This is a genomic window from Phenylobacterium sp. LH3H17 (genome assembly GCF_024298925.1).
Lineage (GTDB): Bacteria > Pseudomonadota > Alphaproteobacteria > Caulobacterales > Caulobacteraceae > Phenylobacterium.
On record NZ_CP101283.1, the window covers coordinates 2086882 to 2100551 of the forward strand.

General features: G+C 66.0%; 12 protein-coding genes and 2 tRNA genes. 7 read left to right on the top strand and 7 right to left on the bottom strand.

The features are described 5' to 3' along the window. Nucleotide 1: 1 nt before the first annotated feature. Nucleotides 2-400, bottom strand: a complete 399-nt coding sequence (locus M9M90_RS10295) for a nucleoside triphosphate pyrophosphohydrolase (RefSeq protein WP_254837065.1) — start codon at nt 398-400, stop codon at nt 2-4. Further along, nucleotides 397-1062, bottom strand: a complete 666-nt coding sequence (locus tag M9M90_RS10300; RefSeq protein ID WP_254837066.1) for an HAD-IB family hydrolase — start codon at nt 1060-1062, stop codon at nt 397-399. The genes M9M90_RS10295 and M9M90_RS10300 overlap by 4 nt, the downstream gene beginning before the upstream one ends. Nucleotides 1063-1388: 326 nt before the next feature. On the opposite strand from M9M90_RS10300, the gene clpX reads away from it, so the two are divergent. The 3 genes from clpX (at nt 1389) to M9M90_RS10315 (ending at nt 5868) form a co-directional block, all read left to right on the top strand. After that, nucleotides 1389-2651 (top strand): ATP-dependent Clp protease ATP-binding subunit ClpX, encoded by a 1263-nt coding sequence (gene clpX / locus M9M90_RS10305; RefSeq protein ID WP_254837067.1) that lies wholly within the window; start codon nt 1389-1391, stop codon nt 2649-2651. Between the two features lie 342 nt (nt 2652-2993). Continuing rightward, the gene (gene lon, locus M9M90_RS10310) at nt 2994-5438 is read left to right on the top strand and encodes an endopeptidase La (RefSeq protein ID WP_254837068.1); all 2445 of its coding nucleotides are present in this window, start codon (nt 2994-2996) and stop codon (nt 5436-5438) included. A 157-nt stretch (nt 5439-5595) separates the two neighbouring features. Then, complete coding sequence (locus tag M9M90_RS10315) at nt 5596-5868, top strand: HU family DNA-binding protein (RefSeq protein ID WP_254837069.1); 273 nt, start codon at nt 5596-5598, stop codon at nt 5866-5868. Nucleotides 5869-5950: 82 nt separating this feature from the next. Here the strand turns inward: M9M90_RS10315 and M9M90_RS10320 are convergent. Next, nucleotides 5951-6027: transfer RNA gene (locus tag M9M90_RS10320), tRNA-Val, on the bottom strand. A gap of 68 nt (nt 6028-6095) precedes the next feature. Here M9M90_RS10320 and M9M90_RS10325 point away from each other — a divergent pair. From M9M90_RS10325 to M9M90_RS10335, 3 genes are all read left to right on the top strand, one after another. Beyond that, nucleotides 6096-7007, top strand: a complete 912-nt coding sequence (locus tag M9M90_RS10325; RefSeq protein ID WP_254837070.1) for an aldo/keto reductase — start codon at nt 6096-6098, stop codon at nt 7005-7007. A gap of 134 nt (nt 7008-7141) precedes the next feature. Continuing rightward, nucleotides 7142-8401 carry a cytochrome P450 gene (locus tag M9M90_RS10330; RefSeq protein WP_254833159.1) on the top strand — a complete coding sequence of 420 codons (1260 nt, stop codon included), beginning with the start codon at nt 7142-7144 and terminating at the stop codon, nt 8399-8401. Between the two features lie 85 nt (nt 8402-8486). After that, a complete protein-coding gene (locus M9M90_RS10335; protein WP_254833160.1) occupies nt 8487-10409 on the top strand; it encodes an NAD(P)/FAD-dependent oxidoreductase in 1923 nt (640 codons plus the stop codon). A gap of 5 nt (nt 10410-10414) precedes the next feature. Here the strand turns inward: M9M90_RS10335 and M9M90_RS10340 are convergent, their stop codons facing one another. Beyond that, nucleotides 10415-10972 (bottom strand): DUF5655 domain-containing protein, encoded by a 558-nt coding sequence (locus M9M90_RS10340; RefSeq protein WP_254833161.1) that lies wholly within the window; start codon nt 10970-10972, stop codon nt 10415-10417. A 104-nt stretch (nt 10973-11076) separates the two neighbouring features. Between M9M90_RS10340 and M9M90_RS10345 the strand changes: the two genes are divergently transcribed. Continuing rightward, nucleotides 11077-11637 (top strand): NADPH-dependent FMN reductase, encoded by a 561-nt coding sequence (locus tag M9M90_RS10345; RefSeq protein ID WP_254833162.1) that lies wholly within the window; start codon nt 11077-11079, stop codon nt 11635-11637. Here M9M90_RS10345 and M9M90_RS10350 read toward each other — a convergent pair. The 3 genes from M9M90_RS10350 to M9M90_RS10360 form a co-directional block, all read right to left on the bottom strand. Beyond that, entirely contained in the window at nt 11634-11846 is a 213-nt protein-coding gene (locus M9M90_RS10350) for a Pr6Pr family membrane protein (RefSeq protein ID WP_254833163.1), read from the bottom strand. The genes M9M90_RS10345 and M9M90_RS10350 overlap by 4 nt on opposite strands. Before the next feature lie 75 nt (nt 11847-11921). Continuing rightward, nucleotides 11922-12686 carry a class I SAM-dependent methyltransferase gene (locus tag M9M90_RS10355; protein ID WP_254833164.1) on the bottom strand — a complete coding sequence of 255 codons (765 nt, stop codon included), beginning with the start codon at nt 12684-12686 and terminating at the stop codon, nt 11922-11924. A gap of 624 nt (nt 12687-13310) precedes the next feature. After that, a tRNA-Asp gene (locus tag M9M90_RS10360) sits at nt 13311-13387 on the bottom strand. Nucleotides 13388-13670: the final 283 nt, after the last annotated feature.

Here is a 13670-nt window from a genome sequence, read left to right on the forward strand (position 1 = left end):
CTCAGTCCTCCCGTGGGTATTGCGACGGTCGGGCCAGATAGTAGTCGGCCGCTGCCAGGCCGGTCTCGGCCTCGACGGCGGCATTGTAGACCCGGTCGTCGAATCCGCCGCGCTCGGCGCGTTTGGCCAGGCGCCGGTCTTCGATGTCGGCCAGGGTCAGGCCCTGGGCGGTGGCCAGGGCCAGCATCACCTCGCTGAGGTCGGCCAACTCATCGGTGAGCTCGCGCGCGTCCGTCGCGGCCTGGGCCTCCCGGGCCTCCTCGACCAGCTTGTCCTTGAGCGCCGCCACGAAGTCCGCGTCGTCCAGCCGCCGGTCGAAGACGGCCAGGCCCTGGTCGCGCATGATCTGCGGCAGCTTGTCGCGGATAAGCTTGCCGACTCGGAAACGGAGGATGCTCACGGCTTCTCCGTGAAGACGCGATATCCGGTCTCGTCGGCGATCCCCAGCATCTCGCGATCGCCGCTTGTGTCGCCATAGGCCGCATCCAGGCGGATGTCGTCGCCAAAGACCTCGCGCAGACGCCGGACCTTCTCCGGCCCCCGGCAATTCGCGGTCGAAAACCCGCCCGTCGCGCGCCCGTCGGCGTCGAAGGCGAGTTCGGTGCCGATGAGCAGGTCTGCGCCCAGGCCGCGGGCGAAGGGGGCGACCACAATGTCGGGGGAAGCGGTGACGATCACCAGCTTGGCCCGGCGCTGGCGCCAGCGCCGCCACGTCGCCACGGCGTCGGGCCGCAGCAGGCGGGCCGCCATGACCTCAGCGAAGGCCCGGGCGTCGGCCTCGATGGCCTCGCGGCTTGCTCCGGCGAGGAATTCACGCACGGCGGCGGCCTTGATCCTGCCGCGGTTGCGATGTCCCACATAGGCCAGGGCCGCGGGCGCGAGTCGAACCATCCCCAACTGATATCGGCGCTTGCCGGCTCGCCATTTGAGGAACGCCGTGAAGCTGTCGCGAGTGGTCAGGGTGCCGTCGAAGTCGAACGCCACGACGCCGGCGTCCTCGATCTGCTCGTCCAAGGATTGGTTCGACGAGGCGCCGATGCTCCTAAGGTTTCGTCTCGCCATCTTGTCCCCAAAGCGCCGTCGGTTAGCTCAACTTGCCGCCGGGCGTCGCGTCCGCCCCGGGGGAAGGTCTTGCGCGACGTCCGCGACGGTTCTCTTGTACCGATGCGGGACAATCCCATCTACGGATTCGGAACGCCCCGCCATCGGGCGCCCCGCCGCCAAATGTCACTACAGCCCGCGGAAGGCTTGTGATCGTTGCTCGGATCGGGGAATGTCAAGGATTAGACAACCCCCGGCGCGTATCCTGCAATGATGGCGTCAGGAACGCCTTCGGGGCGGACGTCGACAGCGACCCGTCGGTGTCGTCGAGAGAGTGAGAAACGACCATGACCAAGGCCGCGAGCGGGGACTCCAAGAGCACACTGTATTGCTCTTTCTGCGGCAAGAGCCAGCATGAGGTCCGCAAGTTAATCGCGGGCCCGACCGTGTTCATCTGCGATGAATGCGTCGAGCTGTGCATGGATATCATCCGCGAAGAGCACAAGATTTCCTTTGTGAAGTCTAAGGACGGTGTTCCGACTCCCAAGGAAATCCGAGAAGTCCTCGACGATTACGTGATCGGGCAAGATCATGCCAAGAAGGTGCTCGCGGTCGCGGTGCACAATCACTACAAGCGCCTCAACCACGCGACGAAGAACAACGACGTCGAACTGGGCAAGGCCAACATCCTGCTGATCGGTCCGACCGGCACCGGCAAGACCCTGCTGGCCCAGACCCTGGCCCGAATCATCGACGTGCCCTTCACCGTGGCCGACGCCACGACGCTCACCGAGGCCGGCTATGTCGGCGAGGATGTCGAGAACATCATCCTCAAGCTGCTCCAGTCGGCCGACTACAATGTCGAGCGGGCGCAGCGCGGCATCGTCTATATCGACGAGGTCGACAAGATCAGCCGCAAGTCGGACAACCCCTCGATCACCCGCGACGTGTCGGGCGAGGGCGTGCAGCAAGCGCTGCTGAAGATCATGGAAGGCACCGTCGCCTCGGTGCCGCCGCAGGGCGGGCGCAAGCATCCCCAGCAGGAATTCCTGCAGGTCGACACCACCAATATCCTCTTCATCTGCGGCGGGGCCTTCGCCGGCCTCGAGAAGATCATCTCGGCGCGCGGCCAGGGCACTTCGATCGGCTTCGGCGCCAAGGTCTCCGATCCCGACGATCGCCGCACCGGCCAGATCTTCCGCCAGGTCGAGCCGGACGACCTGCTGCGCTTCGGCCTGATCCCGGAGTTCGTCGGCCGCCTGCCGGTCATCGCCACGCTGGACGACCTGGACGAACCTGCCCTGGTGAAGATCCTCACCGAGCCGAAGAACGCCTTCGTCAAGCAGTACCAGCGTCTGTTCGACATGGAGAATGTCGGCCTGACCTTCACCGACGACGCGCTCAACGCGGTGGCCCGCAAGGCCATCATCCGCAAGACCGGCGCGCGCGGCCTGCGCTCGATCCTGGAAGGCATCCTGCTCGATACGATGTACGAGCTGCCGACCTATGACGGCGTCGAGGAAGTGGTCGTCAACGCCGAGGTGGTCGAGGGCCGCGCCCAGCCGCTGGTCATCTACGCCGAGCGTCGCGACAAGGGCGGCGCGGCCTAGGACCGGCGCGAACCAATTTGGACAAGGGCCTCGCGGACATGCGCCGCGAGGCCTTTTTCTTGTACGGTTGGCCGATGAGCCTCCTCGTCCAAGGCGAATTCGGCCGCGACGCCTGGTCGCAGGCGGGGCCGAAAGCCTGAGTCTCCCTGGTCACACTTCGTAGACACTTGGGGTCGCACCCTTCCTGCTGCGCTTGAATGCGCGCGCGAAGCGTCCACATAAAAGCGCTGCATAGCCGCCCGGTGTGGCGGACGGGCCGTCCGACTCAGACGCATCGTCTGATGTGACCGCGGTCCGGGAGCCGAGCCCGTAACCAAACCGGCCGGCAGGAGTTGAAAGTACATGTCCGAGATCAAGACCCTTCCGATTCTACCGCTGCGGGACATAGTCGTGTTTCCGCATCAACCGGTGCCGCTCTTCGTGGGCCGGGAGAAGTCCGTACGCGCGCTTGAAGAGGCGATGCGGGGCGAAGGCAAACAGATCCTCCTGGCGACTCAGAAGGACAAGGACGACGACGATCCGTCGCCCGAGGCCATCTATGACGTCGGCGTGGTCGCCACGGTCCTGCAACTGCTGAAGCTTCCCGACGGCACCGTGAAGGTGCTGGTCGAGGGCAAGGCGCGGGCCGCCGTGTCGCGATTCACCGACCAGGCGGACTATTACGAGGCCGAGATCGCCTTCATCACCGAGGACGGCGGGGCTTCCGCGGAGGCCGAGGCGCTGTCGCGCGCGGTCGTCGAGCAGTTCGAGAACTACGTCAAACTGAACAAGAAGGTCCCGCCCGAGGCGCTGGCCTCGATGCCCCAGGTCGACGCGCCCGGTGAACTCGCCGACCGCATCGCCAGCCACCTCTCGGTGAAGATCGCCGAGAAGCAGGCCCTGCTGGAGATCTTCAATGTCGTGAAGCGCCTGGAGAAGGTCTACGCCCTGATGGAGGGCGAGATCAGCGTCATGCAGACGGAAAAGAAGATCCGTAACCGCGTGAAGCGCCAGATGGAGAAGACCCAGCGCGAGTACTATCTGAACGAGCAGATGAAGGCCATCCAGCGCGAGCTGGGCGAGCAGGACGACCAACGCGACGAACTGGTCGAGCTGGAAAAGCGCATCAAGCGCACGAAGCTCTCCAAGGAGGCCCGGACCAAGGCCGACGGCGAGCTGAAGAAACTGCGCAACATGAGCCCGATGTCCGCCGAATCCACGGTCGTGCGGAACTACCTCGATTGGCTGCTGTCCATCCCCTGGGGCAAGGCCAAGACCAAGCCGATCGACCTGGACGTGGCCGAGGCGGTCCTGGACCGCGACCACTACGGGCTGGAAAAGGTCAAGGAACGGATCCTGGAATACCTGGCCGTCCAGGCCCGGACCGGCTCGCTTAAGGGCCCGATCCTCTGCCTCGTCGGTCCGCCCGGCGTGGGTAAGACCTCGCTTGGCAAATCGCTGGCCGAGGCCACCAATCGCGAGTTCGTCCGGGTGTCCCTGGGCGGGGTGCGCGACGAGGCCGAGATCCGCGGTCACCGCCGGACCTATATCGGCTCCATGCCCGGCAAGATCATCCAGTCGATGAAGAAGGCCAAGTCGACCAACGCATTCTTCCTGCTCGACGAGATCGACAAGATGGGCAGCGACTACCGGGGCGACCCGGCCTCGGCCCTGCTCGAGGTGCTGGACCCGTCGCAGAACTCCACCTTCGCCGACCACTATCTCGAGGTGGACTACGACCTGTCGCCGGTGATGTTCGTCACCACGGCCAACAGCCTCAACATGCCCCAGCCGCTGCTGGACCGCATGGAGATCATCCGCATCCCCGGCTACACCGAGGACGAGAAGGTGGAGATCGCCAAGCGCCACGTCCTGCCCAAGCTGACCAAGGACCATGGGCTGAAGCCGGAAGAGTTCATCGTCCCCGACCAGGCCATCCATGACCTGATCCGCTACTACACCCGGGAAGCCGGCGTGCGGTCGCTGGAGCGGGAACTGGGCAACCTGGCCCGCAAGGCCGTCCGCGACCTGTCGCGCGCGGCGGCGAAGGCGGCCTTGGAAACCACACCGGAGACCAAGGAAAAGCCGGTGGTCTCGATCACCATCGACGACGAGCTGCTGGCCAAGTACGCGGGCGTCCGCAAGTACACCCACGGCGAGACCGACGAAGAGGATCAGGTCGGGATCATCACGGGCCTGGCCTATACCGACTTCGGCGGCGACATCCTGACCATCGAGGCGGTCAAGATGCCGGGCAAGGGCCGCATGTCCATCACGGGCAACCTGAAGGACGTGATGAAGGAATCGATCTCCGCGGCGAACTCCTATGTGCGTTCGCGGGCGACCCATTTCGGCATCGAGCCGCCGCTGTTCGAGAAGACCGACGTGCACATCCACGTGCCGGACGGCGCGACCCCCAAGGACGGCCCCTCGGCCGGCGCGGCGATGGCGACCGCCATCGTCTCGGTCCTGACCGGGATCCCGATCCGCAGCGACATCGCCATGACCGGCGAGGTCACCCTGCGCGGCCGGGTCACCGCCATCGGCGGGCTGAAGGAGAAGCTGCTTGCGGCCCTCCGCTCGGGCGTCAAGACGGTTTTGATCCCGCAGCAGAACCTCAAGGATCTGGCCGATATCCCGGAGAACGTGAGGTCCGCCTTGGAAATCATCCCGGTTTCCACCGTCGACGAGGTGCTTTCGCACGCCCTGATCCGGGCGCCGATTCCCATCGAATGGAACCCCGCCGACCAGCCGCCGGTATCGGTTGCCGTCGAGGAAGGGGATGTGGAGTCGGTTATCACCCACTGATTGGGGAAAAACCGTAAAAAACTAGGCGGCGCGGGGGATTCCCGCGCCGCCTTCGTTTGACGCGCGTAACGAGACCGCCATAATCGCGCAACGCGAAGCAGCCTCGCGAGTCCGCGAGAGGTTCGCGGTGAGATAACGGGCTGGGAGAGACAGGAACATGACTAAGGCCGAACTCGTCACGGCGATCGCCGACAAGGCGGGCCTCAATAAGGCGCAAGCGAAAGACGCGCTGGAAGCGTTCATCGAGAGCGTCACGGCGTCGCTCAAGGGCGGACAGGAAGTCCGGCTCGTCGGGTTCGGCAGTTTCGTGCCGGTGAACCGCGCGGCGGGCACCGCGCGTAACCCGCGCACCGGTGAAACGGTGAACCGTCCGGCGTCGAAGACGGCGCGCTTCCGCGTCGGTGAAGGCCTGAAGAGCTCGCTGAACTAAGGCGAGCCGTGGGCTAAGAGATCTAAGGGCGGCCGCCGTACCCGGCGGCCGCCCTTTTCGTTTGTTACGTCGTCCCGATGACTGGTGGGCGGCGAGGGGTTCGAACCCCCGACCCCCTGGGTGTAAACCAGGTGCTCTGACCAGCTGAGCTAGCCGCCCTTCGGCCTCCTTAGGCCAGCCTTCGGCGGGCTCATCAAGTCCCGGCATCGAAGGACGCCGCCGCGCCCATGCGCTACCGCCCCCTAGGATCGACCGGCTTCTCCGTTTCCGAGATCGGGTTCGGCTGCGCGAGCTGGTGGGGCAAGCGGGCCTTTGACGAGCGCGAGGCGATCAGGCTCGTGCACGCCGCGCTCGAGGGGGGCGTCACCCTGTTCGACACCGGCGCGGCCTACTCCGAAGGGAACGCCGAGCCGCGGCTGGGTCGGGCGCTGAAGGGCAGGGCGACCGACGGCCTAGTGATCGCCACCAAGGCCGGCACCCGCCATGACGGTCGCCGGGTGGTCCGCGACTTCGACCCGACCGCCATCGAGGCCAGCGTCGAGGCCAGTTTGAGAAACCTCGGCCTCGAGGCTCTGCCGCTGCTGCAATTGCACGGGCCGGCCCTGGGCGAGCTGACCGATGCATTTCTCGACAGGATTTCCGGGCTCAAGCGTCGCGGCCTGATCCGCGCCCTGGGGGTGAACAGCTTCGATCCGCAGGTGGTCGCCCTCGCCGCCGGCCGGGCGGAGATCGACGTGGTCATGGTCGACTACAATGTCCTGCGCCCCGAGCGTGCGCCGCTGATCGCCGAGGCGGCGGGGCAGGGGAAGGGCGTCCTGGCCGGCATGGCCCTGGCCATGGGCCATACCGGCGGCCAGGTCCTGAAGCTGCGCGCCCCTCGGGACGTCTGGTACGCCCTGCGCGCCTTGAAGAACCACCGGGCCGACATCGCCAAGGGCGCGCGGTTCGGCTTCCTGGGCGACATTCCCGGCATGACTGGCGCCCAGGCGGCCCTGGCCTATGTGCTGGCCGACCCGAATGTCAGCAGCGCCGTGGTCGGCGCCACGCGCCTGGCGCATCTGCGAGACAATCTTGCCGCGTCGGGCATTACACTGCCGGAACCCGCCCGGGCCGCGATCCGCAGAGCCCAGGGCGGCTAAATTCCCGGGAAACCGAACAAAGTTTGGATTCGACGAGCGTTGTTCCGGCGCGCGGATTGGCGTTTCATCGTCCCATAAGACGCCGCGACGGCCCACCGGCCGCGGACCTGGCGTCGACCACGGGAGCGATCGCCATGGCTGACGGCGCGATGAAACTGGCCGACGAGGCGAGGGCACGGGCCTATTCCCTGCCGCTTGAAGAGTTCAATCCGGGCGATCCGGAGCTGTTCCGCACCAACACCCACTGGCCCTATTTCGAGCGCCTCCGCCGGGAGGAGCCGGTTCACTGGTGCAAGGACAGTGAGTTCGGCCCCTACTGGTCGATCACCAAGTACAACGACATCATGGCCGTGGACACGAACCACGGGGTGTTCTCGTCGGAGGCGGCGCTGGGCGGGATCACCATCCGCGACGCCCGGCCGGACCTGCGGCGTCCCAGCTTCATCGCCATGGATCCGCCCAAGCACGACGTGCAGCGCAAGACCGTCAGCCCGGTGGTCTCGCCGGCCAACCTGCAAGTGCTGGAGCCGATCATCCGCGAACGGGCGGCCAAGATCCTGGACGCGCTGCCGCGCGGCGAGACCTTCGACTGGGTCGACCGGGTCTCCATCGAGCTCACCACCCAGATGCTGGCCACCCTGTTCGACTTCCCGTTCGAGCAGCGCCGCAAGCTGACCCGCTGGTCGGACGTGGCCACCACCCTGCCGATGCCCGGCGGCCTCTGCGAGACCGAAGAGGCTCGGCAGGAAGAGCTGATGCAGTGCCTGGCCGAGTTCACGCAGCTATGGAACCAGCGGGTCAACGCCCCGCCGGCCGGCGACCTGATCTCCATGCTGGCCCACGGCGAGGCGACGCGGAACATGACTCCCGACGAATATCTCGGGAACATCATCCTGCTGATCGTCGGCGGCAACGACACCACCCGCAACTCGATCAGCGGCGGCCTGCTGGCGCTGAACGAGAACCCGGACCAGTACGCCAAGCTGCGCGCCGATCCGTCGCTGATCCCGAGCATGGTCTCGGAAATCATCCGGTGGCAGACCCCGCTCGCCCACATGCGCCGCACGGCGCTGGAGGACATCGAGCTGGGCGGCAAGACCATCCGCAAGGGCGACAAGGTGGTCATGTGGTACGTCTCGGGCAACCGCGACGAGGAGGTCATCGAGACCCCGGAGCGGTTCCTCATCGACCGGGCCCGGCCGCGCCAGCACCTGTCGTTCGGCTTCGGCATCCACCGCTGTGTCGGCAACCGCCTGGCCGAGATGCAGCTGCGGGTGGTCTGGGAGGAGATCCTCAAGCGCTTCGACCGTATCGAGGTGGTCGGCGAACCCAAACGCGTCCGCTCGAGCTTTGTGAATGGCTACGAGACCCTGCCGGTGCGGATCGCGCCGTGACCTGACGCGACGGCGCCCTTTCGCTCGTCCTTCAGAGGCGTAAGCTGGCCTCAAGAACAGCGATAACCTAAGGGCGGACACGAACATGGCGGTGGATCTGGAGCCCCTCGATCAGGCGCTGGAGACGGCGCACCTGCCGGCGCTCTCTGCGGCGCTTGTGCATCTGACCGGGGATACAGGCTGGCTGCGGCCCGAGTGGCGGCCCACCTACACACCGCTGTCGCGCGGCGAGACCGGGGTCCCCGAGGAAGAGCAGGCCAAGATGCGCGCCGCGGCCAAGGTCGCGATCACCGCCTATCTGACCGGCAAGACGCCCATGGCGGCGATTCCGGCGCCCGACGTCCTCCACCAGATGATGAACTTCGTGGCCGGGGCGGAGATTCCGGAGGGCTACGGCGACTTCCTCACCGACGAGCTGGCCATCGATGGCCACAGCACCAAGGACCCGAACTGGACCACGCCGGAGCTCAAGGCCGCGGCGCGGAAGCTCAATGTCCTGGTGGTCGGCGCCGGCATGTCGGGCCTGCTGGCCGCCATCCGCCTGACCCAGGCCGGCGTGCCCTTCGAGATCGTCGACAAGAATCCCGACGTCGGGGGGACCTGGCTGGAAAACACCTATCCGGGCTGCCGGGTCGACTCGTCCAACCACATCTATTCCTACAGCTTCGAGCCGAACCACTTCTGGCCGCAGCACTTCTCCACCCAGCCCGTCCTGCTGGACTATTTCCGCGGGGTGGCTGGCCGCTACGACATCAAGAAGAAGGTCCGCTTCGAGACCGTGGTCGAGGAGATGGCCTGGGACGAGGACCGCGCGGTCTGGAAGGTGCGCTTGAACACGCCTTCGGGGGTCGAGCATGTGGAGGCCAATGCGGTGATCACCGCCGTGGGCCAGCTCAACCGCCCGCGCTTCCCCGACATCAAGGGCCGCGAAAGCTTCAAGGGGCCGTCCTTCCATTCCGCCGAGTGGCGCCATGACGTGGACCTGGCCGGCAAGCGGGTGGCGGTGATCGGCACCGGCGCCAGCGCCTTCCAGTTCGTGCCGGAGATCGTCGGCAAGGTCGCCAGCCTGAGCGTGTTCCAGCGCACCCCGCCCTGGGGCTTTCCGGTGCCGCACTATCACGAGGACGTCCCCGAGGGGATGAACTGGCTGATGGAGCACGTGCCGTTCTACGACAAATGGTACCGGTTCTGGATGTTCTGGATGGTGACCGACGGGCTGCTGCCCATGGTCACCGCCGATCCGGCCTGGAAAGGGCCGACGACAGCTGTCAGCGAGCTGAACCTGGGCTTCCGGGAAATGATCGCCGCGGCCATCGCCGCCCAGGCGCCCGACCGCCCGGACCTGGTTGCCAAGATCATCCCCACCTATCCGCCAGGCGGCAAGCGCGCCTTGCTGGACAACGGTGTCTGGCTGGAGGCGCTCAAGCGCGACAATGTCGAGCTGGTCACCGAGGGCATCTCAGAGGTCACGCCCGCCGGCATCGTCACCGCCGACGGCCAGGCGCGCGACTTCGACGTGATCATCTACGGCACGGGATTCCACGCCTCGAAGTTCCTGTGGCCGATGAAGATCAAGGGCCGCCAGGGGGCCGATCTGCACGAGACCTGGGCGGGCGACCCGCGCGCCTATCTGGGCATGACCACGCCCGGTTTCCCGAACCTTTTCATGATCTACGGGCCCAACACCAATATCGTGGTCAATGGCTCGATCGTGTTCTTCTCGGAGTGCAGCGTCCGCTACATCCTGGGCTGCCTGAAGCTGCTGGCCCAGACGGGAGCCGCGGCCATGGAACCGAAGCGCGAGGTCCACGACGCCTTCAACATCAAGGTCGACCGGGGCAACAGCCTGATGGCCTGGGGCGCCCCGCAGGTGACGAGCTGGTACAAGAACGAGGCGGGCCGGGTGACGCAGAACTGGCCCTTCGCCCTGGTCGACTACTGGCGCGCCACCCTGGCGCCCGATCCGCAGGACTTCGTGCTCACCAAGAGCGCCGAGCTGGTGGGGTAGGGGCTTTACCCCGCCCGCCCGTAGGCCTCGCGCAGCCATACGGCGATCTCGCCGTCCACCTCAGTGGGCGAGGCGATGCGCACGCGGTGGGTCACCATGGCGTTCCAGGAGCCGGCGGCCTCCAGCCGTCCGGCCGGGGGATCGCCCTTGAGGATCAGGCCCAGGTCCAGCCGATCCTTGGTCGAGGGTTGGACGAGGGCGAACTGCTTTTTTCGGCGCAGGCTGGTGTAGCCCTTCTTCGGCGCGTGCTCGACCTCGTCGCCCAGTTCCGCCACCAGGGCCATCACCGCGTCATAGGCCGGCCGGATCGCCGCCTTCGGGCCTGCGAACATCTGCTCGACCAGGGCGTCCTCGCCGATCGAGGCGGCGTCGGACTCCCGGGCCTTGAGCGTAATGGTGTTGGCGTAGCCGTGGGTCAGGCCGTGGTCGGCTTTTAGCCGCGCAACGATCTCGCCGTGTTTCTCCAGGCCGAAGCCCTTGGCGATCAACGCCCAGGCTTCCAGACTCTTGCCGGTCTTGGCCTCGAGGCTCGAGGAATAGCCGGCCAGGGGATCTTCCGTCATCGCCATGCTCCCGCGAACTCGCACGGTAAGAATGTGCACCAAACGCCGACCGTCGTCGCCCCGGCCGTGTATGGTGCGCGCCGTTCGTACAGCGAGGCGCCCCCGTGAAGCTCAACATCGTCATCTGCTCGACCCGGCCGGGACGGATCGGGCCCTCGATAGGCCGCTGGTTCCACGGTGCGGCCCAGGCCCACGGGGGCTTCGAGGCGGAACTGGTGGATCTGGCCGCCTTCAATCTGCCCGTCTTCGACGAGCCGCACCATCCGCGGCTGCGCAACTACCAGCACGACCACACCAAGGCCTGGAGCGCCAGCGTGGAGGCCGCCGACGCCTTCGTGTTCGTCACGCCGGAATACAATTTCAGCCCGCCACCGGCCTTCGTGAACGCGCTGAACTACCTGTTCTTCGAGTGGAATCACAAGCCGGCGAGCTTCGTCAGCTATGGCGGCGCCTCGGGCGGGCTTCGCGCTGTGCAGATGGAGAAGCTGATGTTGACCAGCGTAAAGATCATGCCCATCCCTGAGGCCGTGGCCATTCCGATGGTCGGCCTCCAGATCGATGCCGAAAAGGTCTTCACGCCCACGGAGGGCCAGGCGAAGGCCGCCCCGGGCATGCTGGACGAACTGGCGCGCTGGGCCGGAGCCCTGAAGCCGCTGCGGGCCTAGCCCCGCGACTTCGCCGAGCGGTCGATGGCGATGAAGACCAGGCCGAGGACAAAGAAGACCCCGGTCATACCCGCCATGTTCATCGCGACCCGCTCCAGGCCGAGCTTGGAGACATCCAGGAACGGGTAGGGGTAAAAGTCGGCATGGGGACCCCGCCAGACGCTGTAAGCCCCATAGGCCAGGGGGGAAGACCAGCCAGGGCCAGACATAGACCCAGCGCAGGGTGCGCTTCGGCGTGAACAGCAGCCAGTCCAACAGAACAAGTCAAACCGCCGCCGGCGAGGTCAGCCGCCGGTCTTGTAGTGGCCCGGCCGCAGGCGCGCGACCTTGTGGACGGCGACGATGGAGTCCTCGACGGTAATCCGGCCGATCTCTTCCTTCGGTGCGAAAACCTCCCGCGGTCCGACCAGATGGTGCCAGGCATGCATATCGTCGATGAGGGTCTTGGTGAGGTCCACCGCCGTCCCGCGTCGCGCGTAACCGCCTTCATGCTCGGGCCAGTACGAGGTGTGCATGTCCTCGATGATGTAGAGGCCGCCGGTCTTCAGCAAGGGGAACAGAGTGCGGAAACTGGCCAATTGGTGACTGGCGACGTGGGACCCGTCGTCCAGGACGATGTCCGGGGCGCCCATCTCGTCCACGACCCGCCGGAGGAATTCGGGGTCGGCCTGTGAACCGATGCGGACCTGGTTCGGGGGATCGGCGAAGCCCGCGCATTCCGGATTGATATCGATGCCGTAGATCGTCGCCTGAGGACCGAAAAAGCTGCGCCAGAGCTCCAGCGAACCGCCCCGGAAGACTCCAATCTCAAGCATCTTGACGGGTTTACCCCGGTAGGGCGCGAGCATCTCATCGTAGAACGGCAGATAGCTGATCCACTTGTGGGCCAACTTCCCCTGGTTGGCGAAGAACAACGTCTCCAGCGGGCCCGGATCGGCGGACTTTCGAGCCTCCGCCTCATCCGGGGAAAGCGCCAACGAGTCGAACAGAGGCCGGGCGGCCCGCTTCCGCAGCAATTTCTTGGTCACCCGCCGCGCCAGATCAAGCATGTGCAGCCCCAGATCGCTTAGTCTGAGACCCTGGCGGCTGGCGGTCGACAGATCAACTACTGGTGACGCGCACGACGTGGGGCAAGTTGCTAGTCCACTACTTCCTGGGGGAAAGACGTGACGCGAATGAGGGGACTCCAACCCGCGGCCTCCAGCGTGACAGGCGGGGAGAACCGGTAAGGTTTTCGGTCGGCCGTCCAACTTGCTCGGCACAATCTGACGGCGCCCGCGCAAGGGATTCTGAGCGCGACGTGGAGTACAGTCCCATCTCCACCGCCATGGGCATGGATACGGCCTTCGTTTCAGGCGCGATCCGGCGGATGATCTGTTCTTCCTAGGGCTTGATCGCGAAGCACACGTCGGCCCTGTTGAACGCAAGGGCCTCGGCGGCAATCAGGGTCCGATCGAAGTCGGCGGGCGCTCCGGCCGCATCGTCAGCCCGACGACTTGGCGCGCGCTGGGGTAGGGTGCTCAAGCGTCATGCGCCTAAGGCCAACGCAACGAGAAAGTAGGCGTATAGCCGACCTGTCGAACCGCCCACGGTCCGCGAAAACGATTTGGAACGGAGGCCTTGGAACAGATTGGAGTGAGGTTTTCGGGAGCGCCGCAAGCCCTTACGACGTATGGCGCGAATGACGGGACTCGAACCCGCGACCTCCGGCGTGACAGGCCGGCGCTCTAACCAACTGAGCTACATCCGCATACGGCTCGCGGTGACCGCGAGGCGCGTCTGATATGTCCGAGGCGGAATCGTGTCAACGAGTCTCTGCGGAGATCGGCGAATGAAGCGCGGAATGACGCACCCTGTGGCCCGTTCGAGCTCCTCGGCGACCCAGTCCAGGCCGTGGCTCACAAGGGCGCGGACAAAGACCGGCGTTCCGTGGTCAGGCTTGTTGAGAGCTACTCGCAACTATTGAGGCGACAAGGCTTTTCGCAGCGCAAACCGCCGTTTGAACCCGCCGCCGACGTGGTCTAGAAGGGCCC